Raw genomic sequence first — 22207 nt, forward strand, 5'->3', positions numbered from 1 at the left:
CCGCATTCATCGACAACCAGAAGGAGACATCACCATGAACCGACGCCAACCCCTGGCCTTTACCGTCGCCACGACCGCCGCATTTGCCGCCGCCCTGTTCGGGATCGCCGGGAGCGCCTTGGCACAAGGCGCCTTCCCCGACAAGCCCGTCAAGCTGATCGTTCCGTTCCCACCGGGCGGCACGTCGGACATCACCGGCCGCATCCTGGCCGAGGCGCTCGGCAAGGAACTGGGCCAGCCGGTGGTGGTCGAGAACAGGGGCGGCGCGGGCGGCACCATCGGCGCGGGCTTCGTGGCCGCGGCCAAGCCTGACGGCTACACCCTCCTGCTCGGCACATCGAGCACCAACGGCACCAACTCGGCCGTCTACAAGAACCTGAGCTTCGACGCGGTGAAGAGCTTCACGCCGATCACCCGCATCGTCACCGTGCCTGGCGTGCTGAGCGTCACGGCGAACTTTCCGGCCAAGAACTACGCCGATTTTTACAAGCTGGCCAAGGCGGCGCCGGGCAAGTATTCGTACGCGTCCTCTGGCAACGGCGGTGCCACCCACATGGCGATGGAGTACTACAAGTCGCTGAGCGGCCTGCGCATCGTGCACGTGCCGTACCGCGGCACCGGCCCGGCGCTCAACGACGTGATGGGCGGGCAGGTCGACATGATCTTCGACACGCTGGCGTCTTCGTACCCGCACATCAAGGCCGGCACGCTCATCCCCATGGCGGTGGCCGCGCCACAGCGCGCCGGTGAATTGCCCAACGTGCCGACCTTCGTCGAGACCGGGCTCAAGAGCTTCAACGAAGGCTTCTGGAACGGCGTGCTCGCGCCGGCCGGCCTGCCGCCCGAAGTGCTCAAGACGCTGCATGCCGCCACCCTTCGCGCGCTGCGTACGTCCGCGGTGAAGGAGCGCTACGCCGCCACCGGTGCACTGGTCGTCGAGGACACGCCCGAGGCCTTCGCCGCGCTCATCACGGCGGACGTGGCCAAGTGGAAGAAGGTCGCGGAGTTCGGGAAGATCACTGCCGACTAGTCGCGACGGGGCGCTAGAGTCCCCCGCATGATCGTTCTTCACCACTGCGTCAGCGCCCGCTCCTTTCGACCGCTGTGGATGCTTGAGGAGCTGGGCGCGGCGTACGAACTGCGCATGCTGCCTTTTCCACCGCGGGTGCTGGCGCGTGCCTACCTCGATCTCAACCCGCTCGGCACCGTGCCGCTGCTGGTCGATGGCCCGACGCGCATGACCGAGTCCGCCGCCATGTGCCAGTACCTCGCCGAACGCTGCGACCCTGCAGGAACGACGGGCCTGGCCGTGCGGGGCGACGAGCCGGCCTACGGCATGTGGCTCAACTGGCTGCACCACGGCGAGGCGACGCTGACCTTTCCGCAGACCATCGTGCTGCGCTACGGCCGCTTCGAGCCCGCCGAGCGCCGCCTGCCGCAAGCGGCGGACGACTATGCCAAGTGGTTCGTCGCGCGCCTGCGCGGCATCGACGCCGCATTGGCCGGCAACGACTGGCTGTGTGCAGGCCGTTTCACCGCGGCCGATGTCTCGGTCGGCTACGCCTTGCTCCTCGCGAGCCATCTCGACCTGGTCGCGCGTTTTCCGCCGAACGTGGCGGCCTATTGGGGGCGCCTGCAGCAGCGCGAGGCTTTCGGCCGCGCCATGGCCGCGCAGGCCGCTGCGGCGATCGCGCAGGGCGTGTCGCCGGAGCCATCGACCGGCCAGGTCTGACCCCGACGGGCGATTGACGCCCGTGGCGCTTCGCACCACAGTGCGCGGGCGCCCTCGCTCTGTCTTCGTGCGGCGCACCCAGGAGCCCCATGACCCAGATCGGAAAACCGCCCTGCGACGACGCCGTCATTCGCAGCGGCCACGATGTCGCCGCCCCCTGTTCCGACGCGGCCAAGCGCGGCATCCTGCTGGCCGCCATCCTCGGCTCGAGCATGGCCTTCATCGACGGCACGGTGGTCAATGTCGCGTTGCCGGCCATCCAGCGCGACCTGCACGCCGATGCCTTTCAGGCGCAGTGGGTGGTGGAGTCCTATGCGCTCTTCCTCGCGGCGTTGCTGCTGGTCGGTGGGTCGCTGGGCGACCACTTCGGCCGGCGCCGCATCTTCGCCATTGGCGTCGCGCTGTTCGCGCTCGCATCGGCCGCGTGCGCCGCGTCGTCCACGGTGCAGCAACTGATCGCCGCGCGCGCGGTGCAAGGCATCGGCGCGGCCTTGCTGGTGCCGGGGAGCCTCGCGCTCATCAGCGCGTCCTTCCCGGAAGGCGAACGCGGCAAGGCGATCGGCACCTGGTCGGGCGCCAGCGGCATCACCGCGGCCATCGGCCCGGTGATCGGCGGCTGGCTGGTGGACCACTACTCGTGGACCTGGGCCTTCCTCATCAACGTGCCGATGGCGGCCGTGGTGCTGTGGGTGGTGTGGCGCCGCGTGCCCGAAAGCCGCAGCCCGTCGGCGGGCGGGCTCGACGTGTGGGGCGCGGTGCTCGCGACGGTCGGCCTGGGCGGCATCGTCTACGCCTTCATCGAGGCACCCGTGCAGCAGTGGCATGCGCCCGCGGTGATCGCGGCGCTGCTCATCGGCGTGGCGGCCAGCGTGGCCTTCGTGGGGGTCGAGTCGCGCGCCCGGGCGCCGATGCTGCCGCTGACCCTGTTCGCGCGCCGCAACTTCGGCGGTGCCAACGTGCTGACGCTGCTGCTCTACGCAGCGCTCGGCGGCGGGCTGTACTTCTTCCCGCTCAACCTGATTCAGGTGCAGGGCTACTCCGCCACGGTGGCGGGCGCGGCGCTGCTGCCCTTCATCGTCATCATGTTCCTGTTCTCCGCCAAGGCCGGGCAGTTGGTCGACCGCTTCGGCCCGCGCCTGCCGCTGGTCGTCGGGCCGACGATCGCGGGTGTCGGCTTCGCGCTGTTCGCACTGCCGGGCATCGACGCGAACTACTGGACGGCCTTCTTCCCCGCCGTCGTGGTGCTGGGCATCGGCATGACCATCACCGTCGCGCCGCTCACCACCACCGTGATGAACGCGGTCGGGCCCGACCTGGCGGGCATTGCCTCGGGCGTGAACAACGCGGTGTCGCGCACGGCGGCGGTGCTGGCGGTGGCCGTGTTCGGGCTCGTGATGGCGGCCGCCTTCGACGCCAGCCTGGCGGCGAGCCTGCGCGCGATGCAGGCGCCACCTGAACTTGTCGCGCATCTGGTCGAGCAGCGCAGTCGCCTCGCGGCGGCCGAAGCACCCGCGGGCATCGATGCGGCCCGTGCACAGGCCGTGAAGACAGCGGTGCAGCAGGCCTTCGTCGCGGGCTTCCGGTGGGTGATGGGGATCAGCGCGCTGCTGGCGCTGCTGAGTGCGGTGAGCGCGTGGCTGTGGATCGGCAGTGGCATGTCCGAAAACGGCCAGCGCCGCAACACCTGATCTCTGACGATCGGGGTTTTACTGACCACCGGCCCCGATGCACGCCTCGCTCCCTCGCTCCTTCGCCACCCTCACCGTCGCCAACCTGGCCGCGCAATCGGCCGAGCAACTGAGCCTGGCGGCCGTGCCGCTCGTCGCCGTGCTGCTGCTCGGCGCGGGGCCTGGCGAGATCGGGTTGCTCGCGGCGCTGCAGACGCTGCCTTTCCTGCTGCTGTCGCTGCCGCTGGGCTGGATGGCCGACCGCTTGCCGCGTCGGCGGCTCATGGTGAGCGCGGAGCTGCTGCGCGCCGCGTCGCTGCTGGGGTTGCTCGCGGCGGTGGCCACGGGCTGGCTGTCGATCGGCGGGCTCGCGGTGCTGGGCTTCATCGGCGCGGTGGGCACGGTCGCCTTCAGCGTCGCGGCGCCGGCACTCGTGCCTGCGCTGGTGCCGCGCGCCGCGTTGGCGCAGGCCAACGGGCGGCTGGAGCTCGCCCGCAGCGCGGCCTACGCCGGCGGGCCGGCGATCGGTGGTGCGCTGGTGGCGTGGGCCGGCGCGTCGGCCGCCTTCGTGCTGGCGACGGTGCTCTCGATCGCAGCCATCGCCCTGTTGTGGCGCCTGGTCGAGCCGCCGATGGCACCGCGCGCGCCGCGCCATCCCTTGCGCGAGGTGCAGGACGGCGCGGTCTTCGTCTGGCACAACCCGATGCTGCGGCCCATGCTGCTGACTGCCGTGGCCTGGAACATCGCGTGGTTCGTGCTGCAGGCGGCGTACGTGCCCTATGCGATTCGCGTGCTCGGCCTGGGCGCGGGCGGGGTCGGCGTGACGCTGGGCGCGTTCGGCGCAGGCATGGTGGTGGGCGCATTGCTGGCGCCGCGGCTCGTGCGCGCCATGCCTTTCGGGCGCGCGATCCAGCTGGGGCCGTTGGTGTCGGTGGTCGCGGCTGCGACCATGGTCGCGACATTGTTCGTTACGAGCGCGGGGGTCGCGGGGCTGTCGTTCTTTCTCTTCGGCGCAGGGCCGATCGTGTGGACCATCACGTCGACCACGCTGCGCCAGAGCCTCACGCCCTCGGCGATGCTCGGCCGCGTGGGTGCGTTGTTCCTCACGGTGAACGCGGGTGCTCGGCCGGTGGGCGCCGCGCTGGGCGGGCTGGTCGGCGCGCGCTGGGGCGAGGCGGCCTGCCTGTGGCTGGCGCTCGCGGGCTTCGTGCTGCAGGCGCTGCTGATCGTGCGGTCGCAGGTCGGTAGCCTGCAGCGGCTGCCCGACGCCGTCGCCTGAACGCGTCGATCAGTTCTGCGCGAAGCAGTACAGCAAGCCGCCACCGCCCGTCTTCTTGAGCGCGTCCAGGCTGCAGCCCTGCGACGGATGCGACGAGTTCCACGACTTCGACGGTGCATCGTCGCGCAGGCCGATGCGGTCGTGGTGGCCGACCAGTGCGGAACCGTCGCCGCTCTTGGTCCAGTTGCCGCAGGTGTTGTCCTTGCCGTCGTTCACGGCGCGGCCGTCGGGCGACGAGCCGGTGAGCATGTCGTGCAGGTTGACCGGGTCGCCGCGGCCGCTGATGGTGCTGCCGCGTTCGGTCAAGGCGGTCTGCTTGGTCAGGTTGTTCGCGTCGCTGTGCAGGTTGGCCACGCTGGTGGCGATCACGTCGCCCTTCACGTTGCGCCACGGCCCGCTGCCGATGCGGTCGCGCGCGTCGACCGACGGGCTGCCCGGTGTCGCACTTGCGCTCAGGTAGGCGCGCCAGGTGCGGCTGCCGGCACCGGCGCTCGCGGCCAGTGTCTGGCAGTAACGGTCCGCGCCCGCCAGGCCGCCGAAGTCCGCGCCCTTGCCGGGGTTGGTGCTGGTCACGAAGAAGCTCATGCCAGCTTGCGGCGTCGACGGGCCCATGGCGCCGCAGGCGGCCAGCAGGGTGGCCGCGCTGGCGGCGAGGGCGACGAAGGATGAACGACGGATCATGGCGATGCTCCTGGGCAGGTAAGGGGGGACGGGGCGGAACCGGCTGGACGGTACGCGCGGCCAAGGGGCATGGCAATGAGGGGTGACCCGGCCACGGCGCAAAATGCGTCGATGAAAGCTCCTCCCCGTTTGCAGTCGCTCGTCGACGAAGGCCTGATCGACACCGTGGTGCGCCAGCTCATGAGCGGCAAGGAGGCAATGGTCTACGTGGTGCGCTGTGGCGACGACACGCGCTGCGCCAAGATCTACAAGGAAGCGACCAACCGCAGCTTTCGCCAGGCCGTCGACTACACCGAGAACCGCAAGGTCAAGAACACGCGCCTGCAGCGCGCCATGGCCAAGGGCACCAAGTTCGGCCGCCAGGCCACCGAGGCCGCCTGGCAGAGTGCCGAGGTCGATGCGCTTTACCGCCTGGCCGCGGCCGGCGTGCGCGTGCCGGTGCCCTACAACTTCTGCGACGGCGTGCTGCTGATGGAGCTGGTGACCGACGCCGAGGGCGATGCGGCGCCGCGGCTCAACGACGTGATCTTCAGTCCGGAGGACGCGCTTCGTCATCATGCGACGCTGCTCCAGGAGGTGATCCGCATGCTGTGCGCGGGCGTCGTGCACGGCGACCTCTCCGAATTCAATGTGCTGCTCGCAGCCGACGGCCCGGTGATCATCGACCTGCCGCAGGCGGTCGACGCCGCGGGCAACAACCACGCCAAGCGCATGCTGCTGCGCGACGTGGAGAACCTCAAGGTCTTCTTCGGCCAGTTCGCGCCGGAGCTGCTGCACAGCCGCTACGGCGAAGAGATGTGGAACCTCTACGAACGCGGCGAACTCGACACCGCCACGGTGCTGACTGGGCAGTTCGTTCGCGCGACGGGGCCGGTGGACGTGGGCGACGTGCTGCGCGAGGTGGACGATGCGCGGGCCGAAGAGTCGGCGCGCCGTGTGCGCATGGCCGGCGGTTGATTCGCCGTCGTGCAGGCGCGTTGCACCTGTTCATCAGACTTCGCTGTCGCCTTACGTGGCGTTCACATCAGGCCTTCAACATCGAGGCTCCTGAACACAACGCCTCGAAGGAGTCGCCATGATGAAGAAGATGTCCCTTGCCCTCGGCACCGCCGCACTTCTGGCACTGGCCGCCCTGAGCGCGCCGGCCCAGGCCCAGCACTATGACCACCGTCCGGACTACCGGCCGCGCGTGGTGGTGGTCCCGCCGCCGCCGCCGCGCCATGTGGTGCGGCCGGGCTACGACCATCGCTATGACCACCGCTACGACCATCGCCGCTACGACCGGCGCGACCATCGTCGGGGCATGCGGGACAGCGACCGCGACGGTGTGCCCAACCGCTATGACCGCCGGCCGAACAACCCGTACCGCCACTGATCAGCGTTCAGCGACCTTCGCGCCGAAACTCGCCGGGGGTCGTGCCGGTCCAGTCGCGGAACGCGCGTGAAAAGCTCTTCTCGTTGCGAAAGCCAACGGCCAGCGCGACCTGCTTGATCGGACGGCTCGTGCGTCGCAGCAGGTCGGCGGCCTGCGCCTGCCGCACCTCGTCCTTCAACGCCTGCAGCGACACGCCTTCTTCCTGCAGTTGCCGATGCAGCGTGCGGCTCGACATGTGGAGCAGCGCAGCGATGGCATCGGCTGTAGCGGCCTCTGCCGGCCGCAGGCGCAGCAGCTCGCGCACCCGTTCGCCCAGCAGCCGGTCGCGCCGGTACTGGAGCACCGTCAGCGGCAGTGCGCGCTTGAGCATCGTGCGCAGCGCCGGCTCGTCGCGTTGCAGCGGCAGGTGCAGGTAGCGCTCGTCGAAGCTGTAGCTCGCTTTCGCTGCATCGAAGTGCAATGTGCCGGTGAACATCAGCGGGTAGGCATCGCGGTGCGGTGGCGGCGCGAAAGGGAAGTGCGCGCTGCGTAGCGAGATGCGCGAGTCGATCGCCCAGCAGGCGTAGCCGTGCAGAAAGCGCAGGCTCGACACCAGGCAGAACTCGCGGAAGGCGCCCAGCTCGCGTTGCTCGGCAATCGACACCGTCGCCACACCGCCCGCCACGTGCAGGTGGAGCACGATGTCGTCGGTCAGCAGGCGGTGGTGGCGGCACCAGCGCTTGATGGCCACACCCAGGTCGGGTGCGGTGAGCGATGCGCGGCACAGCATGCCGTAGCTGCCCCAGGGCAGGCGGCGTGTGAACCAGCCGAGCGCCTCGTCGTCGAGTTCCTGCATGGCATGCGCGTTGAGTGCTTCGAACTGCAGCGCGGTCACGTGCGCGTTCGCTTTGCCGACGTCACGCGGCGCGATCTGTGCCGCACGCAGCGCCTTCGACGGGTCCATGCCATAGCGTGCGTAGCCCTGAAGAATCGCTCGCACGAACGCCATCGGCGTGGCGGCGCGGCCGGGCTTGAGGAAGGCGGGGGCAGTCATGGCGAATGGCTCTCCGGCTGGCGCAATTTGCAACCATTGTGGCGGCAAATGCGCCGAGGGCGGGCGTAAGCTGCGGCTTTTGCGCGCGTGGCCGCTTTGCGCAGCGCGCATTCCCCCAAGAGGAGACAAGCATGCCCGCCCCGAGCCTTCCCGGTTTGAACTTCGACCTCGGCGACACCGTCGATTCCCTGCGCGAGGCGATCGACGATTTCGCGCACCACGAGATCACGCCGCGCGCCGCCGCCATCGACAGCGAGAACCTGTTCCCGCACGACCTCTGGAAGAAGCTGGGTGACCTCGGCCTGCACGGCATGACGGTGAAGGAAGAGTACGGCGGCACCGAGCTCGGCTACCTCGCGCACATCGTCGCGATGGAAGAGGTGTCTCGTGCGTCGGCGTCGGTGGGCCTGTCGTACGGCGCGCATTCCAACCTGTGCGTGAATCAGATCCACCGCAACGGCAGCGAAGCCCAGAAGAAGAAGTACCTGCCCAAGCTGGTGAGCGGCGAGCACGTCGGCGCCTTGGCGATGAGCGAGCCCAATGCCGGCTCCGACGTCGTCAGCATGAAGCTGCGCGCCGAGAAGAAGGGCGACCGCTACGTGCTCAACGGCGGCAAGATGTGGATCACCAACGGCGGTGACGCCGACACGCTGGTGATCTACGCCAAGACCGACCCCGAGATGGGCGCGCGCGGCATGACGGCCTTCATCGTCGAGAAGGGCTTCGCGGGCTTCAGCGCCGGCACCAAGCTCGACAAGCTGGGCATGCGCGGCAGCAACACCTACCCGCTCTTCTTCGACAACTGCGAAGTGCCCGAGGAGAACGTGCTGGGCGGCGAAGGCATGGGCACCAAGGTGCTGATGAGCGGGCTCGACTACGAGCGTGCGGTGCTCTCGGGCGGCCCGCTCGGCATCATGGCCGCGTGCATGGACGCGGTCCTGCCCTTCGTGCACGAGCGCAAGCAGTTCGGCCAGAGCATCGGCGAGTTCCAGCTCATGCAGGGCAAGATCGCCGACATGTACTCGACGTGGCAGGCCACGCGCGCCTACGTCTACGCGGTCGGCAAGGCCTGCGACCGCAACGACCACGCGCGCACCTTCCGCAAGGACGCCGCCGGCGCCATCCTCTACTCGGCCGAGAAGGCGACCTGGATGGCGGGCGAGGCGATCCAGGCGCTGGGCGGTGTGGGCTACACCAAGGATTTCCCGGTCGAGCGGCTGTGGCGCGACGCCAAGCTGTACGAGATCGGTGCCGGCACCAGCGAGATCCGCCGCATGCTGATCGGCCGCGAGCTGTTCAACGAAACCGCCTGAGGTCGTGCCATGGCAGCGAACCTCAGCTACGCCCAGGGCGCTACCGACATCCCGCTGATCGAGCAGACGCTCGGCGCCTTCTTCGACGACATGGTGGGCCAGCAGCCCGAGCACGAGGCGCTGGTGAGCCGCCATGAAGGCCAACGCTTCACCTACCGCGAACTGCAGACCGCCGCCAACCGGCTCGCCAGCGCGCTGCTGAAGAGCGGCCTGCAGCCCGGTGGCCGTGTCGGCATCTGGTCGCACAACAACGTGCCCTGGATCCTGATGCAGATCGCGACCGCGAAGGTCGGGCTGGTGCTGGTCAACATCAACCCGGCCTACCGCACGTCGGAGGTCGAGTACGCGCTGAACAAGGTCGGCTGCAAGCTCCTCGTGACCATGGCGCAGTTCAAGACGAGTGACTACCTCGGCATGCTGCGCGAGCTGGGGCCGACGCGGCTGCCGCTGCTGCAGCGCACGGTGTGGATCGACAAGGCTGGCGATGCCGACCAGGCCGGCATGCAGCGCTTCTCGGACTTGCTTGCGAGTGGTGACCCGCAAGACGCGCGCGTCGCAGAAGTCGGTGCCACGCTAAGCGCGACCGACCCCATCAACATTCAGTTCACCAGCGGCACGACGGGCTTCCCCAAGGGCGCAACGCTGACGCACCGCAACATCCTGAACAACGGCTTCTTCGTGGGCGAGTGCATGCGCCTCTCGCCGGCCGACCGGCTCTGCATCCCGGTGCCCATGTACCACTGCTTCGGCATGGTGCTGGGCGTGCTGGCCTGCCTCACGCATGGCAGCACCATCGTGTTCCCGAACGACGGCTTCGATGCACTGAGCGTGCTCGAGACGGTGCAGGCGGAGAAGTGCACGGCGCTGCACGGCGTGCCGACCATGTTCATCGCCGAGCTCGATCATCCGCGCTTCGCCGAGTTCGATCTGTCGACGCTGCGCACCGGCATCATGGCCGGCACCGCCTGCCCGATCGAGGTGATGAAGCGCGTGGTCGACCGCATGCACCTGCGCGAGATCACCATCGCCTATGGCATGACCGAGACCAGCCCCGTCAGCTGCCAGAGCGCGGCCGACACGCCGCTCGACAAGCGCGTGGCCACGGTCGGCAAGGTGCAGCCGCACCTGGAGGTGAAGATCGTCGACCCCGAAACCGGCGCGACCGTGCCGCGCGGCCAGTCGGGCGAGCTGTGCACCCGCGGCTACTCGGTGATGCACGGCTACTGGGACGACGAGCCCCGGACGCGCGAGGCCATCGATGCCGAGCACTGGATGCACACCGGTGACCTCGCCACCATGGACGACGAGGGCTACGTCAACATCGTCGGCCGCATCAAGGACCTGGTGATCCGCGGCGGCGAGAACATCTACCCGCGCGAGATCGAGGAATTTCTCTACCGCCACCCCAAGGTGCAGGACGTGCAGGTGGTCGGCCTGCCCGACAAGAAGTACGGCGAGGAGCTGTGCGCCTGGGTCATCGTCAAGCCGGGCCAGACAGCGACGCAAGAAGAGATTCGCGATTTCTGCAAGGGCCAGATCGCGCACTACAAGGTGCCCAAGTACATCCAGTTCGTCACTGAGTTCCCGATGACGGTGACCGGCAAGATCCAGAAATTCAAGATTCGCGACGCGATGAAAACCCAGCTCGGGCTGGAAGAGGTCAAGACAGCATGAGCAAACTAGAGACAAAACTGAACGCGCGCTCCGCGGACTTTCAGGCCAACGCCGCCGCGATGCGCGCCCTGGTCGACGACCTGCACGCGCAGTTCGCCAAGGTCGAGGCCGGCGGTGGCGAGGCCGCGCGCGCCAAGCACGTCGCGCGCGGCAAGCTGCTGCCGCGCGACCGCGTCGCCGAACTGCTCGACCCTGGCACGCCGTTCCTCGAAATCGCGCCGCTCGCGGCCTACGGCATGTACCTCGACGCCAAGGGCGCGGAGTCGGCGCCCGGTGCGGGGCTGATCGCCGGCATCGGCCGCGTGAGTGGCGTCGACTGCATGATCGTCTGCAACGATGCGACGGTGAAGGGCGGCACCTACTACCCGCTCACCGTGAAGAAGCACCTGCGCGCGCAGGAGATCGCCGAGCAGAACCGCTTGCCCTGCATCTACCTGGTCGACTCCGGCGGCGCCAACCTGCCGAACCAGGACGAGGTCTTCCCGGACCGCGACCACTTCGGCCGCATCTTCTACAACCAGGCGCAGATGAGCGCCCAGGGCATCGCGCAGATCGCCGTGGTCATGGGCTCGTGCACGGCCGGCGGCGCGTATGTGCCGGCGATGAGCGACGAATCGATCATCGTGAAGAACCAGGGCACCATCTTTCTCGGCGGCCCGCCGCTCGTGAAGGCCGCAACCGGCGAGGTCGTCACGGCCGAAGACCTGGGCGGCGGCGATGTGCACACGCGCCTGTCGGGCGTGGTCGATCACCTGGCGCAGAACGACCTGCATGCGCTGTCGCTGGCGCGCTCCGCCATCGGGAACCTAGGCGATAACCGGGCGCAAGCGCCCGGTCCTTCTGTGGTTTGCGCCCCCGCCTATCCTGCGGATGAGATCTACGGCGTGATCCCGACCGACACGCGCAAGCCCTTCGACGTGCGCGAGATCATCGCGCGCATCGTCGACGGCAGCGAGTTCCACGAGTTCAAGCAGCGCTTCGGCGCCACGCTGGTCTGCGGCTTCGCGGAGATCGAGGGCATGCCGGTCGGCATCGTCGCCAACAACGGCATCCTGTTCAGCGAATCGGCGCAGAAGGGCGCGCACTTCATCGAACTGTGCTGCCAGCGCAAGATCCCGCTGGTCTTCCTGCAGAACATCACCGGCTTCATGGTGGGCCGCAAGTACGAGAACGAGGGCATCGCGCGCCACGGCGCCAAGATGGTGACCGCGGTGGCCACGGCCAACGTGCCGAAGTTCACCATCATCATCGGCGGCAGCTTCGGCGCCGGCAACTACGGCATGTGCGGCCGCGCGTTCAGCCCACGCTTCCTCTGGATGTGGCCCAACGCGCGCATCAGCGTGATGGGCGGCGAGCAGGCCGCGAGCGTGCTGGCCACGGTCAAGCGCGACGGCATCGAGCTCAAAGGCGGCAACTGGAGCAAGGAAGAGGAAGAGGCCTTCAAGGCGCCGCTGCGCCAGCAGTACGAAGACCAGGGCCACCCGTACTACGCGACCGCGCGGCTGTGGGACGACGGGATCATCGATCCGGCCGACACGCGGCGTGTGCTGGCGCTGGGGCTGGCGGCCGCGCGCAACGCGCCCATCCCGGAGCCGAAGTTTGGCGTGTTTCGTATGTGATGTGTATGATTTGTATGTTTCATACACATCGAGGTGCCCATGCGAACGAACATCGTGATCGACGACAAGCTCATGGCGGCAGCCATGGAGGCAGGTGGGTTCAGCACCAAGAAGGAGGCGGTGGAAGAGGGCTTGCGCCTTTTGGCGCGGCGCAAGGCCTATCAGCGGTTGCTCGCGTTGGGTGGCCAACTTCAGTGGGCGGGGGACGACAGCGTGGACTGGACCACGGCGTCCGCGGATACGCTCGCCGTGCAGGAGCCCCCAGCGCAGTACGTCGCAAGCGCCACGAAGAAGCCCCGGTCTGCGCGCCGCACTCGATGATCACGGCCGACTCGAGCGTTTGGATCCAGCATTTCCGCGGGCAGCAAACGCCCGCCGTTGCACAGTTGCGCGCGCTGCTTCAGGAGGGTGCCGAGGACATCGTGCTGCTCGACCTCGTACTCATGGAAGTGCTGCGCGGCTTCGTGCGCGACCGCGACTGGCGCCAGGCCCGGGCGGCCCTCGCGGCGCTGCCACTGGCCACCGCCGGCGGCGAGGCCGTGGCCTTGCGCGCGGCCGACCTGTACCGCCGTCAGCGCCGCCAAGGCGTCACCATCCGTAGCGCCATCGACCTGATGGTGGCCGCCTGGTGCCTGGAGCACGGCTGCGCGCTGCTGCATGCGGACCGTGACTTCGATGGCATCGATGGCCTGACGAGTGCGCTGTGACGCCATGACGTGCACGCACCCCGAACGCAACCATTTGGAGAACCCGACATGACCTTCACCAAACTCAAGCTCACCATCGAAGGCGCTGTCGCTCGCATCTGGCTCGACCAGCCCGACACGCGCAACGCATTCGATGACATCGTCATCGCCGAGCTGACGCAGGCCTTTTTCGAGGCTGGCAACTCCGCACAGGTCAAAGCCATCGTGCTCGGCGCCAATGGCCCCGCCTTCTGCGCCGGCGCCAACCTCAACTGGATGCGCCGCATGGCCGACTACACGCGCGACGAGAACCTCGCCGACGCGGGCAAGTTGGCCGACATGCTGCGCACCATTGCCGAGTGCCCCAAGCCGACCATCGCGCGCGTGCAGGGCGACGTGTACGCCGGGGGCATGGGTCTGGTCGCGGCCTGCGACATGGCGGTGAGCGTCGATACGGCCTGGTACTGCCTGAGCGAGGTGAAGATCGGCCTGATCCCCGCGACCATCAGCCCGTACGTGATCCGCGCGATGGGCGCACGCGCGTCGCAGCGCTACTTCCTGACGGCCGAACGCTTCACCGCGGCCGAAGCGCACCGCATCGGTTTCGTGCACGAGGTGGTGGCGGCAGACGTCATCGACGCCAAGGTCGATGACCTGCTCAAGGCACTGACCGGCGCCAGCCCCGCTGCCGTGCGCGCGTGCAAGACCTTGCTGGCCGACGTCACCGGCCGTGAGATCGACGACGCACTGATCGCCAAGACCGTCGATGGCATCGCCGACATCCGCGCCAGCGACGAAGGCCGCGAGGGCGTGCAGGCTTTTCTGCAGAAGCGCAAGCCATCGTGGATGAACTGATCTGACCATGCCCGAACTCGACATGCCCCAACTGCTCGCGCTGGCGGCGGCGCTCGGCTGGGCCAGCGGCATCCGGCTGTACCTCGTCGTGCTGCTGACCGGCTTGGCTGGCTACTTCGGCTGGGTGCCCCTGCCCAGCGGCCTGCATCTGCTGGCCAACCCGGTGGTGCTGGCGGTGAGCGGCTTCATGGTGTTCATCGAGTTCTTCGCCGACAAGATCCCCGGGCTCGACTCGCTCTGGGACATGGTGCACACCGTCATCCGCATCCCGGCCGGCGCCGCGCTCGCGGCCGGCGTGTTCGGTGGTGACCATGCGGTGATGGCGCTGGTCGCGGCATTGCTGGGCGGCGGCTTCGCGGCCACGGCGCATGCGGCCAAGGCGACCACGCGTGCGGCCATCAACACCTCGCCCGAACCCTTCAGCAACGTTGGTGCGTCGCTGGTCGAAGACAGCCTGGTGCCGGCCGGGCTCTGGCTCGCGGTGGCGAATCCGCTGGTGTTCGTCGTGCTCTTCGTGCTGGTGCTGATCCTCAGCGTGTGGCTCATCCGCAAGAGCTGGCGCTTCCTGCGCGGGCTCGTGAGCCGCGTCACGCGCATCTTCAGCGGCAAGCCCGACCCGGGCGTGCAATCCGCCTTCTCATTCAAGACCAACAACGCTCCCGGAGACCCACCGAATGTTTAAGAAGATCCTCATTGCCAACCGTGGCGAGATCGCTTGCCGCGTGGCTGCCACCGCGCGCCGCATGGCCATCCGCACCGTCGCGGTGTATTCCGATGCCGACGCCCACGCCAACCATGTCCGTGCCTGCGACGAGTCCGTGCACATCGGCGGCAGCGCGCCCAAGGACAGCTATCTGCGCTGGGAAAAGATCCTCGAGGCCGCCAAGGCCACCGGCGCCGAAGCGATCCACCCCGGCTACGGCTTCCTGAGCGAGAACGAAGAGTTCGCGCAGGCCTGTGCCGACGCGGGCCTGGTCTTCATCGGCCCGCCGCCCTCGGCCATCAAGGCCATGGGCCTGAAGGCCGAGTCGAAGCAACTGATGGAGAAGGCCGGCGTGCCGCTGGTGCCGGGCTACCACGGCCACGACCAGGACCCGGCGCTGCTGCAGCGCGAGGCCGACCGCATCGGCTACCCGGTGCTCATCAAGGCGAGCGCGGGCGGCGGCGGTAAGGGCATGCGCGCGGTCGAGAAGTCGGCAGATTTCGCGGCGGCGCTCGCGTCCTGCCAGCGTGAAGCCATCAACAGCTTCGGCGACGACGCGGTGCTGATCGAGAAGTACGTGCAGCGCCCACGCCATATCGAGATCCAGGTGTTCGGCGACACGCACGGTGACTGCGTCTACCTCTTCGAGCGCGACTGCTCGGTGCAGCGGCGGCACCAGAAGGTGCTGGAAGAAGCGCCCGCGCCCGGCATGACCGAGGCGATGCGCCAGCAGATGGGCGCGGCTGCGGTGGCCGCAGCCAAGGCGGTGAAGTACGTGGGTGCGGGCACGGTGGAATTCATCGTCGAGCAGCGCGACGGTGGCGCGATGAACTTCTTTTTCATGGAGATGAACACCCGCTTGCAGGTGGAGCACCCGGTGACCGAAGCCATCACCGGCCTCGACCTGGTCGAGTGGCAACTGCGCGTGGCCTCGGGCGAACCGCTGCCTCTGAAGCAAAGCGAACTGAAGATCCACGGCCACGCCATCGAGGCGCGCATCTGCGCCGAGAACCCCGACAACAACTTCCTGCCGGCCACCGGCACGCTGCAGGTCTACCGCAAGCCGCAAGCAACCGCGTTCCAACGCAGCCGTGTGCGCATCGACGACGGCGTGCGCGAGGGCGGCGAGATCTCGCCCTTCTACGATTCGATGATCGCCAAGCTGATCGTCCACGGTGCGACGCGCGACGAGGCGCTGGCGCGGCTCGATGCGGCGCTGGCGCAGACGCACATCGTCGGCGTGCAGACCAACGTGCAGTTCCTGCGCGGCATCCTCGCCACCGAATCGTTCGCTCAGGCCAACCTCGACACCGCGCTGATCGAGCGCGAGCGCGCCGTGCTGTTCGACCGCGAGCCGCTCGGCCTGCCGCTGGCCGCGGCCGCGTCGATCGCCCGCACGCTGCTCGACGAGCGCGCGACCGGCACGCCCGACCCGTTCAGCCGCCGCGACGGCTGGCGTTCGCTCGGCACCACGGCGCGCATCTTCGCCTTCGAGTTCCGCGGCGAGACGCAAACCGCCACGCTGCGCTACCTGCACGACGGGGCGCTGACGCTGGGTGTGGGCGACGTGAGTGGCCCGCTCGTCATCGGACGCCTGCCGAACGGGCAGATCGAACTGGCCTTCAACGGCGCGCGCCACACGCTCGACGTGTACGAGCGCCAGGGGGCCGCGCATGTCTTCGCCGACAAGGGCGCCACGCGCATCACCGCCATCGACCGCCTCGCGCACGCCGGCGACAGCCAGGCGGAAGGTGGGCGGCTGACAGCACCGATGCCGGGCAAGGTCGTGTCCTTCGCGGTCAAGGCCGGCGACAAGGTCGCCAAGGGCCAGCCGCTGGCCGTGATGGAGGCGATGAAGATGGAACACACCATCGCCGCGCCGGCCGATGGCACGGTCGAAGAGTTGCTCTACGCGCCGGGCGACCAGGTCACTGAAGGCGCAGAGCTGCTGCGCATCGCGGCCTGAACGTGCGAATGAACCTGCTGCGCGCCCCAATCTCGCATCTGCGGTCCTCACCGCACGCGAGTGCGGCTCCGGTCCTCGGCGCAAGCTTGGGGCGCTCGCGACGGTTCCTTCACACGTTCTGGGCGGGAATTCGCTTTAATCGCTCTCGCCCATTCGGAACTCGACGCGCACCGGCCGGGTGGGCTCGGTGCGCTGTTCCTTCATCCACTTCTCGGCGAATTCCTTGACGGTCTTCTCGGCGGCGGGCATCTGCTGCTGCAGGTACTCGATGCGCTGCGCGCGCTGGGCCAGCTCGGGGCCGAGGTTCTTCAGCAGGTTTTCTTGATTGGCGGCGGCACCCGGTGCGAGCAGGCCGCCGCGTTCACTGGTGATCTGCGCCTTCTGCGTGTCGATGCCTGGCGGCAGCAGCGGCTTGGGGGCCGGCACGCTGAGCACGTACGCGTCGCCGTCGAGCGTCAGCGTCCAGGTGTCGGCGAGCGGCAGGCGGTAGGTGTAGTGCACCGGCACGCGGATCTGGCCGATGCGCTCGCCGACGAGCACCCCGCAGTCTTGCCCGAGGCAGGTGTACGACGAGCGCCAGCGGAATTCCTCGGTCTTCACCAGCGTCGAGACTTCGAGGAACCCACCCGGGGTACGCAGCACGACGACCTGCGCGGGGTCGAGCATGCGCACCTGTTCTTCCGTCGACCCCCACGGCAGCCCGCGCGTGTACAGCAGTGCACCCGCGACCCCCACCGCGATGGCGGCGATCGTCCAGAGGACAGGGAAGCGGGCAGGTGGGCGCACGGACTCTCGCAAGACAAGGATGGATGACAGGCTTTTTCATCCTAGCAGCCGCCCTTAGTCACATGAGGGATGCGGCTGTAGATGTCGGGGTGGACCTGCCGCAACTTCAGGACGGCTCACCGGGAAAGATGTCGAGACGAGGGGAAACCCCGTCGCTCATTTAATTCACATACAAGAAAATAAATTCATGATCGTGAAAACGGCATTTCGTGTGATCGAGATCGTGGAGCTTTTCGCTCGCGAGAAGCAGCCGTTGGCGCTGTCCGAGATGGCGCGTCTGCTCGAGATGCCGGTGTCGAGTTGCCTGGGTTTGATTCGCACGCTCGAAGAGCAGGGCTACATGTACGAGACCGGCCGCCGCCAGGGCTACTACCCGACCGGCCGGCTGCTCGCGATGGCGCAAGTCATCGCTGCCCACGATCCGGTGCTCGACCGGGTCAAGGCCACGCTCGAAGAGCTGCGCGACGCGGCGCGCGAAACGGTGGTGTTCGGCAAGTTCCGCGACGCGGGCCAGGTCGTCTACCTGGCGGTGCTGAGCGCGCCCCAGGCCATCAGGTACTCGGCCGAATCAGGCGAGACGCGCCCGGCCTACGCGAATTCCTTGGGCCGCGCCTTGCTGTCCACGCTCGGCGCCGAGGCACGCCGCAAGCTGCTCGACGGCATGACGCTCGCGCCGCTGACCGAGGCCACGCTCACCACGGCCGAGGCCATCGAGGCCGAACTGCAAAGGGCCGCCGCGCGTGGCTGGTACGGCAACCTCGGGGAGAGTATCCCGGACCTGATCGGTCTGGCCTGGCCGTTGCGCATCGGCGGCGAGGCCTATGCCATTTCCGTCGCCGGCCCACGCTATCGCATGGAGCCGCGCATCGAAGAAATTGCCGCGATGCTGCGCTCCGCCTGCCTCGCCATCGAACCCAAAACAGAAAGCCCCCGATGACCCCGACTGCCGCGACCGCCCCCCGCTATTTCGTCCGTGAGGATGAGATCACCGGCTACCACCCGGCCAACCACACCGGCACGCTGAACAAGCGGCTGATCGGCCCCGAGACAGTGGGCGCGAAGCAGCTCGAGGTGCTGGTCGGGCACATCCAGAAGGGCAAGGGCGCCCTGCCGCATGCACACCCCGGCATCGAGCAGGTCTGCTACATGCTCGAAGGCCGCGCGGTGGCCGAGGTCGGCGGCCAGCGACAGGAACTGGGCCCGGGCGACAGCTGCTTCTTCCCCGCCGACGCCATGCACACCTTCACGGTGGTGAGCGACGAGCCGGTGCGCGTGCTGGTGATCTACAGCCCACCGTACGAGGAACTGCCGGAACGCGTGATCCGGCCCTGACCCGAAGCGCCGGAACAAGGCGCGGCTTTGCAACGACAACAACCCCGGAGACAAACAAGCATGAAGACGACGAATGTGAGCGGGAACGCGGCCGTGGTGGCGAACCGCCGCCGCTTCCTTTCCATCGGCGCGGCCGCAGGCATCGCGGGTGCCGCGCCATGGGCCTTTGCGCAGGAGGGCTACCCCAAGCAGCCGATCAAGCTCGTGGTGCCCTTCGCGGCCGGGAGCGGCACCGACGCGGTCGCGCGCATCACCGCGCAGATGCTCGGCGAGGTGCTCAAGGGCTCCGTGATCGTGGACAACCGGGCCGGCGCCAGCGGCGTGATCGCGGCCGAGCTGGTGGCCAAGGCGCCGCCCGACGGGTACACGCTGTTCATGACGACCAACACCACGCATTCGGCCAACCCGAGCCTGATGAAGTCGCTGCCCTACGATCCGGTGAAGGACTTCGCGCCTGTCAGTCGCATGGGCAACCTGCCGTTCATGCTGGTGGTGAACAACGACCTGCCCGTCAAGAGCGTCGCCGAGTTGTTAGCCTGGGGACGTGCGAATCCGGGCAAGCTGACCTACGCGAGCGGCAACAGCACCGGCATCGTGAGCGGCGCCACGCTGTCGCGCATGAGCGGCATCCCGATGCTGCACGTGCCCTACAAGAGCACGCCGCCGGCCATTGCCGACCTGATCGGCGGCCAGGTGTCGATGATGGTGGTCGACCTGGCGGCCGGTCTGGCCACGGTGAAGGCCGGAAAGATGCGTGCAATCGCGGTGACGACGCAGGAGCGGACCAAGCTGTTCCCCGAGCTGCCGCCACTGGCCGATACGCCCGAGCTGAAAGGCTTCGACATCACGTCCTGGAACGGGGTGTTCGCGCCGGCCGGCACGCCGCGCGACATCGTGCTGAAGCTCAACAATGCACTCGCGGAGATGGCGAACGGCACGGTCTTTCGCGAGCGCGTGAGCAAGCTGGGCTTCGATGCGTTCGGCAGCACGCCGGAGGCGCTGGGTGCATTCACCGTGTCCGAGTTGGCCAAATGGAAGAAGCTGATCCAGGCCGCGGGCATTCAACCTGAATGAGTTCGCAAGACACGTCCACCGGTGGCCCGCTGCAGGGCATCCGCATCCTCGACCTCACGGCCGTGGTCATGGGGCCGTACGCCACACAGACCCTCGGCGACCTCGGTGCCGACATCGTGAAGGTCGAGCCGCCGGCCGGAGACAACTTGCGCGCGGTCGGCCCGATGCGCCATGCCGGCATGGGCGCGATGGCGATGCACCTCAACCGCAACAAGCGTTCCGTGGTGCTCGACCTCAAGCAGCCCGAGGGCCGCGAGGCCTGCCTGCGGCTGGCCGCCGGGTGCGATGCGCTCATCTACAACACACGGCCGCAGGCGATGGCACGCCTGGGTCTGGGCTATGACGCGGTGGCCGCGGTCAACCCGAAGATCGTCTACCTCGGCGCCTTCGGCTACGGCGAAGAAGGCCCCTACGCCGGCAAGCCGGCGTACGACGACTTGATCCAGGGCGCCGCCGGCATCGCCTCGCTGTTCGCGCAGCAAAGCGGCGGCGCGCCGCGCTACGCCCCCGTCACGCTGGCCGACCGCACCGTGGGCCTGCAGGCCGCCATCGCGCTGCTCGCCGCCGTGCTGCATGCGCAGCGCACGGGCCAGGGCCAGGCCGTGGAGGTGCCCATGTTCGAAGCACTGTCGCAGTTCGTCATGGGCGATCATCTCGGCGGCCACAGCTTCGAGCCGCCACTGGGTCCCACCGGCTACGCGCGCCTGCTCGCGCCGCACCGCAAGCCCTACGCCACGTCGGATGGCTATCTGAGCGTGCTCATCTACAACGACAAGCACTGGCAGGCCTTCTTCGACGTCATCGGCCGCCCCGAGCTGCGCGCCTCGCCGATGTTCGGCACCCACACCGCGCGCGCCGCGAACATCGGCGCGGTCTACGCGTTCGTGGCCGACGTGATGGCCACGCGCAGCAGCGACGCATGGTTCGCCGCGCTGGCCGGCGCCGACATTCCCGTGGCGCGCCTGCACACCACCGAAAGCCTGCTCGACGACCCGCACCTGCGCGCGGTCGATCTCTTTCCCGAGTTCGACCACCCCACCGAAGGCCGCATCCGCACCCTCGCGCCGGTCGGGCGCTACAGCGCCACGCCCACGGCCATCCGCCGCCCGACGCCGCGCATCGGCGAACAGAGCGTGGAGTTGCTGCGCGAAGCCGGCTACGACGACGCAGCCATCGACAACATGCTGGCGCGCGGCGTCACGCTGCAGCCCGACGCAGTGAAAGACAGCGAATGAATTTCTCCCTGAACGAAGACCAGCGCTCGCTGGTCGCGGCCATCGAACGGCTGTGCGAAGACTTTCCCGCCGACTACTGGCGCGACCACGACGACCGTGCCGTCTTTCCGCACGAATTTCACCGCGCTGTCGCCGAAAGCGGCTGGCTCGGCATCGCGATGCCCGAGGCGCAGGGCGGTGCCGGCCTCGGCATCACCGAAGCCGCGTTGATGATGCGCGCCATCAGCGCGTCGGGCGCCGGCATGTCGGGCGCGTCGGCGGTGCACATGAACATCTTCGGGCTCAACCCGGTGGTGGTGTTCGGCACAGAAGACCAGCGTCAGCGCTTCCTCCCGCCGCTGATTGCGGGCACCGAGAAGGCCTGCTTCGCCGTGACGGAGCCCGATGCAGGCCTGGACACCACCCGCCTGAAGACGCAGGCGGTGCGTCAGCCCGGCGGCGGCTACCTGCTGCACGGCCGCAAGATCTGGATCTCGACCGCGCAGGTGGCCGACCGCATGTTGATCCTCACGCGCACCACGCCGCTGGACCAGGTGGACAAGCCCACGCAGGGCCTGACGCTGTTCTACACGCCGCTGGACCGCCGCAAGGTCGAGGTGCGCGAGATCCACAAGCTCGGCCGCGCGGCGGTCGACTCCAACATGCTGTTCATCGACGGGCTCGACGTGCCCGAAGACGACCGCATCGGCGAGGAGGGGCGGGGCTTCGAATACATCCTGCACGGACTGAACCCCGAGCGCATCCTGATCGCGGCCGAAGCCATCGGCATCGGCCGCGCCGCGTTGCGCATCGCCGCACAGTACGCCCAGGAGCGCGTGGTGTTCGGTCGGCCCATCGGGCAGAACCAGGGTGTGGCGCATCCGCTGGCACGCGCGTGGGCCAACCTGGAGGCGGCCGACCTGATGGTGTTCAAGGCCGCCACGCTGTACGACGCGGGCGAGCCCTGCGGCATCGAAGCCAACGCTGCGAAGTACCTGGCGGCGGAGGCCGCACACGACGCCTGCCAGAACGCCGTGCTCACGCTGGGCGGCATGGGCTATGCGAAGGAATACCACGTGGAGCGGTTGCTGCGCGAGAGCTATATCCCGCGCATCGCGCCCGTCAGCCCACAGATGATCCTGAACTTCATTGCGGAGAAGGCGCTCGGGCTGCCCAAGTCGTATTGATGCGCCCGCCACGAGACGCCGACGTCATGGA

The 22207-nt window shown here is 68.4% G+C and carries 22 protein-coding genes; 19 read left to right on the forward strand and 3 right to left on the reverse strand.

The features are described 5' to 3' along the window. Window positions 1–34 precede the first annotated feature (34 nt). From ACSFA0_RS20165 to ACSFA0_RS20180, 4 genes are all read left to right on the forward strand, one after another. Complete coding sequence (locus tag ACSFA0_RS20165; RefSeq protein WP_435452072.1) at window positions 35–1030, forward strand: Bug family tripartite tricarboxylate transporter substrate binding protein; 996 nt, start codon at window positions 35–37, stop codon at window positions 1028–1030. A 27-nt stretch (window positions 1031–1057) separates the two neighbouring features. Beyond that, entirely contained in the window at window positions 1058–1732 is a 675-nt protein-coding gene (locus ACSFA0_RS20170) for a glutathione S-transferase family protein (protein WP_435452073.1), read from the forward strand. 89 nt (window positions 1733–1821) lie between these two features. Further along, the gene (locus ACSFA0_RS20175) at window positions 1822–3420 is read left to right on the forward strand and encodes an MFS transporter (protein ID WP_435452074.1); all 1599 of its coding nucleotides are present in this window, start codon (window positions 1822–1824) and stop codon (window positions 3418–3420) included. A 37-nt stretch (window positions 3421–3457) separates the two neighbouring features. Beyond that, window positions 3458–4678 carry an MFS transporter gene (locus tag ACSFA0_RS20180; protein WP_435452075.1) on the forward strand — a complete coding sequence of 407 codons (1221 nt, stop codon included), beginning with the start codon at window positions 3458–3460 and terminating at the stop codon, window positions 4676–4678. A 9-nt stretch (window positions 4679–4687) separates the two neighbouring features. Here ACSFA0_RS20180 and ACSFA0_RS20185 read toward each other — a convergent pair whose 3' ends face one another. Then, window positions 4688–5359, reverse strand: coding sequence for a hypothetical protein (locus tag ACSFA0_RS20185; protein ID WP_435452076.1), 672 nt, complete (start codon window positions 5357–5359; stop codon window positions 4688–4690). A 111-nt stretch (window positions 5360–5470) separates the two neighbouring features. Between ACSFA0_RS20185 and ACSFA0_RS20190 the strand changes: the two genes are divergently transcribed. Both ACSFA0_RS20190 and ACSFA0_RS20195 read left to right on the forward strand, forming a co-directional pair. Beyond that, on the forward strand, window positions 5471–6316 hold the full coding sequence (locus ACSFA0_RS20190; protein ID WP_435452077.1) for a PA4780 family RIO1-like protein kinase: 846 nt from the start codon (window positions 5471–5473) through the stop codon (window positions 6314–6316). 130 nt (window positions 6317–6446) lie between these two features. Continuing rightward, window positions 6447–6734, forward strand: a complete 288-nt coding sequence (locus ACSFA0_RS20195; protein ID WP_435452078.1) for a hypothetical protein — start codon at window positions 6447–6449, stop codon at window positions 6732–6734. Window positions 6735–6741: 7 nt separating this feature from the next. On the opposite strand, the gene ACSFA0_RS20200 is transcribed toward ACSFA0_RS20195, so the two are convergent. Next, window positions 6742–7767 (reverse strand): AraC family transcriptional regulator, encoded by a 1026-nt coding sequence (locus ACSFA0_RS20200; RefSeq protein WP_435452079.1) that lies wholly within the window; start codon window positions 7765–7767, stop codon window positions 6742–6744. A gap of 131 nt (window positions 7768–7898) precedes the next feature. Here ACSFA0_RS20200 and ACSFA0_RS20205 point away from each other — a divergent pair, with 131 nt between their 5' ends. From ACSFA0_RS20205 to ACSFA0_RS20240, 8 genes are read left to right on the forward strand one after another with little or no spacing between them, the layout of a single operon-like run. After that, on the forward strand, window positions 7899–9080 hold the full coding sequence (locus ACSFA0_RS20205; protein ID WP_435452080.1) for an isovaleryl-CoA dehydrogenase: 1182 nt from the start codon (window positions 7899–7901) through the stop codon (window positions 9078–9080). Window positions 9081–9089: 9 nt separating this feature from the next. Further along, the gene (locus ACSFA0_RS20210; protein WP_435452081.1) at window positions 9090–10754 is read left to right on the forward strand and encodes an AMP-binding protein; all 1665 of its coding nucleotides are present in this window, start codon (window positions 9090–9092) and stop codon (window positions 10752–10754) included. After that, a complete protein-coding gene (locus tag ACSFA0_RS20215; RefSeq protein ID WP_435452082.1) occupies window positions 10751–12373 on the forward strand; it encodes a carboxyl transferase domain-containing protein in 1623 nt (540 codons plus the stop codon). Before ACSFA0_RS20210 ends, ACSFA0_RS20215 begins: the two co-directional genes overlap by 4 nt. Before the next feature lie 39 nt (window positions 12374–12412). Next, complete coding sequence (locus ACSFA0_RS20220) at window positions 12413–12694, forward strand: type II toxin-antitoxin system VapB family antitoxin (RefSeq protein ID WP_435452083.1); 282 nt, start codon at window positions 12413–12415, stop codon at window positions 12692–12694. Then, window positions 12691–13080: a type II toxin-antitoxin system VapC family toxin gene (gene vapC, locus ACSFA0_RS20225; protein ID WP_435452084.1), complete on the forward strand. Its 390-nt coding sequence runs from the start codon at window positions 12691–12693 to the stop codon at window positions 13078–13080. Before ACSFA0_RS20220 ends, vapC begins: the two co-directional genes overlap by 4 nt. A gap of 48 nt (window positions 13081–13128) precedes the next feature. Continuing rightward, the gene (locus ACSFA0_RS20230) at window positions 13129–13914 is read left to right on the forward strand and encodes an enoyl-CoA hydratase/isomerase family protein (RefSeq protein WP_435452085.1); all 786 of its coding nucleotides are present in this window, start codon (window positions 13129–13131) and stop codon (window positions 13912–13914) included. A gap of 7 nt (window positions 13915–13921) precedes the next feature. After that, window positions 13922–14596 (forward strand): DUF4126 domain-containing protein, encoded by a 675-nt coding sequence (locus ACSFA0_RS20235; RefSeq protein WP_435452086.1) that lies wholly within the window; start codon window positions 13922–13924, stop codon window positions 14594–14596. Next, on the forward strand, window positions 14589–16583 hold the full coding sequence (locus tag ACSFA0_RS20240) for an acetyl/propionyl/methylcrotonyl-CoA carboxylase subunit alpha (protein WP_435452087.1): 1995 nt from the start codon (window positions 14589–14591) through the stop codon (window positions 16581–16583). Before ACSFA0_RS20235 ends, ACSFA0_RS20240 begins: the two co-directional genes overlap by 8 nt. 135 nt (window positions 16584–16718) lie before the next feature. On the opposite strand, the gene ACSFA0_RS20245 is transcribed toward ACSFA0_RS20240, so the two are convergent. Next, window positions 16719–17369 (reverse strand): hypothetical protein, encoded by a 651-nt coding sequence (locus tag ACSFA0_RS20245; protein ID WP_435452088.1) that lies wholly within the window; start codon window positions 17367–17369, stop codon window positions 16719–16721. Between the two features lie 187 nt (window positions 17370–17556). Here ACSFA0_RS20245 and ACSFA0_RS20250 point away from each other — a divergent pair, with 187 nt between their 5' ends. The 5 genes from ACSFA0_RS20250 to ACSFA0_RS20270 are packed head-to-tail and all read left to right on the forward strand — an operon-like array spanning window position 17557 to window position 22176. Continuing rightward, the gene (locus tag ACSFA0_RS20250; RefSeq protein WP_435452089.1) at window positions 17557–18306 is read left to right on the forward strand and encodes an IclR family transcriptional regulator; all 750 of its coding nucleotides are present in this window, start codon (window positions 17557–17559) and stop codon (window positions 18304–18306) included. Beyond that, window positions 18303–18701, forward strand: coding sequence for a cupin domain-containing protein (locus ACSFA0_RS20255; protein WP_435452090.1), 399 nt, complete (start codon window positions 18303–18305; stop codon window positions 18699–18701). The genes ACSFA0_RS20250 and ACSFA0_RS20255 overlap by 4 nt, the downstream gene beginning before the upstream one ends. Before the next feature lie 60 nt (window positions 18702–18761). Beyond that, a complete protein-coding gene (locus ACSFA0_RS20260; protein WP_435452091.1) occupies window positions 18762–19775 on the forward strand; it encodes a Bug family tripartite tricarboxylate transporter substrate binding protein in 1014 nt (337 codons plus the stop codon). Next, the gene (locus tag ACSFA0_RS20265) at window positions 19772–21010 is read left to right on the forward strand and encodes a CaiB/BaiF CoA transferase family protein (RefSeq protein ID WP_435452092.1); all 1239 of its coding nucleotides are present in this window, start codon (window positions 19772–19774) and stop codon (window positions 21008–21010) included. Before ACSFA0_RS20260 ends, ACSFA0_RS20265 begins: the two co-directional genes overlap by 4 nt. Continuing rightward, complete coding sequence (locus ACSFA0_RS20270; protein ID WP_435452093.1) at window positions 21007–22176, forward strand: acyl-CoA dehydrogenase family protein; 1170 nt, start codon at window positions 21007–21009, stop codon at window positions 22174–22176. The genes ACSFA0_RS20265 and ACSFA0_RS20270 overlap by 4 nt, the downstream gene beginning before the upstream one ends. Window positions 22177–22207: the final 31 nt, after the last annotated feature.

The sequence above is a fragment of the Variovorax restrictus genome, from assembly GCF_051216715.1.
GTDB lineage: Bacteria > Pseudomonadota > Gammaproteobacteria > Burkholderiales > Burkholderiaceae_C > Variovorax.

Bases quoted from the DNA above. Each gene is read 5' to 3' on its own strand.
- ACSFA0_RS20165 (WP_435452072.1), top strand. From the start codon at position 35: ATGAACCGACGCCAACCCCTGGCCTTTACCGTCGCCACGACCGCCGCA.
- ACSFA0_RS20170 (WP_435452073.1), top strand. From the start codon at position 1,058: ATGATCGTTCTTCACCACTGCGTCAGCGCCCGCTCCTTTCGACCGCTG.
- ACSFA0_RS20175 (WP_435452074.1), top strand. From the start codon at position 1,822: ATGACCCAGATCGGAAAACCGCCCTGCGACGACGCCGTCATTCGCAGC.
- ACSFA0_RS20180 (WP_435452075.1), top strand. From the start codon at position 3,458: ATGCACGCCTCGCTCCCTCGCTCCTTCGCCACCCTCACCGTCGCCAAC.
- ACSFA0_RS20185 (WP_435452076.1), bottom strand. From the start codon at position 5,359: ATGATCCGTCGTTCATCCTTCGTCGCCCTCGCCGCCAGCGCGGCCACC.
- ACSFA0_RS20190 (WP_435452077.1), top strand. From the start codon at position 5,471: ATGAAAGCTCCTCCCCGTTTGCAGTCGCTCGTCGACGAAGGCCTGATC.
- ACSFA0_RS20195 (WP_435452078.1), top strand. From the start codon at position 6,447: ATGTCCCTTGCCCTCGGCACCGCCGCACTTCTGGCACTGGCCGCCCTG.
- ACSFA0_RS20200 (WP_435452079.1), bottom strand. From the start codon at position 7,767: ATGACTGCCCCCGCCTTCCTCAAGCCCGGCCGCGCCGCCACGCCGATG.
- ACSFA0_RS20205 (WP_435452080.1), top strand. From the start codon at position 7,899: ATGCCCGCCCCGAGCCTTCCCGGTTTGAACTTCGACCTCGGCGACACC.
- ACSFA0_RS20210 (WP_435452081.1), top strand. From the start codon at position 9,090: ATGGCAGCGAACCTCAGCTACGCCCAGGGCGCTACCGACATCCCGCTG.
- ACSFA0_RS20215 (WP_435452082.1), top strand. From the start codon at position 10,751: ATGAGCAAACTAGAGACAAAACTGAACGCGCGCTCCGCGGACTTTCAG.
- ACSFA0_RS20220 (WP_435452083.1), top strand. From the start codon at position 12,413: ATGCGAACGAACATCGTGATCGACGACAAGCTCATGGCGGCAGCCATG.
- vapC (WP_435452084.1), top strand. From the start codon at position 12,691: ATGATCACGGCCGACTCGAGCGTTTGGATCCAGCATTTCCGCGGGCAG.
- ACSFA0_RS20230 (WP_435452085.1), top strand. From the start codon at position 13,129: ATGACCTTCACCAAACTCAAGCTCACCATCGAAGGCGCTGTCGCTCGC.
- ACSFA0_RS20235 (WP_435452086.1), top strand. From the start codon at position 13,922: ATGCCCGAACTCGACATGCCCCAACTGCTCGCGCTGGCGGCGGCGCTC.
- ACSFA0_RS20240 (WP_435452087.1), top strand. From the start codon at position 14,589: ATGTTTAAGAAGATCCTCATTGCCAACCGTGGCGAGATCGCTTGCCGC.
- ACSFA0_RS20250 (WP_435452089.1), top strand. From the start codon at position 17,557: ATGATCGTGAAAACGGCATTTCGTGTGATCGAGATCGTGGAGCTTTTC.
- ACSFA0_RS20255 (WP_435452090.1), top strand. From the start codon at position 18,303: ATGACCCCGACTGCCGCGACCGCCCCCCGCTATTTCGTCCGTGAGGAT.
- ACSFA0_RS20260 (WP_435452091.1), top strand. From the start codon at position 18,762: ATGAAGACGACGAATGTGAGCGGGAACGCGGCCGTGGTGGCGAACCGC.
- ACSFA0_RS20265 (WP_435452092.1), top strand. From the start codon at position 19,772: ATGAGTTCGCAAGACACGTCCACCGGTGGCCCGCTGCAGGGCATCCGC.
- ACSFA0_RS20270 (WP_435452093.1), top strand. From the start codon at position 21,007: ATGAATTTCTCCCTGAACGAAGACCAGCGCTCGCTGGTCGCGGCCATC.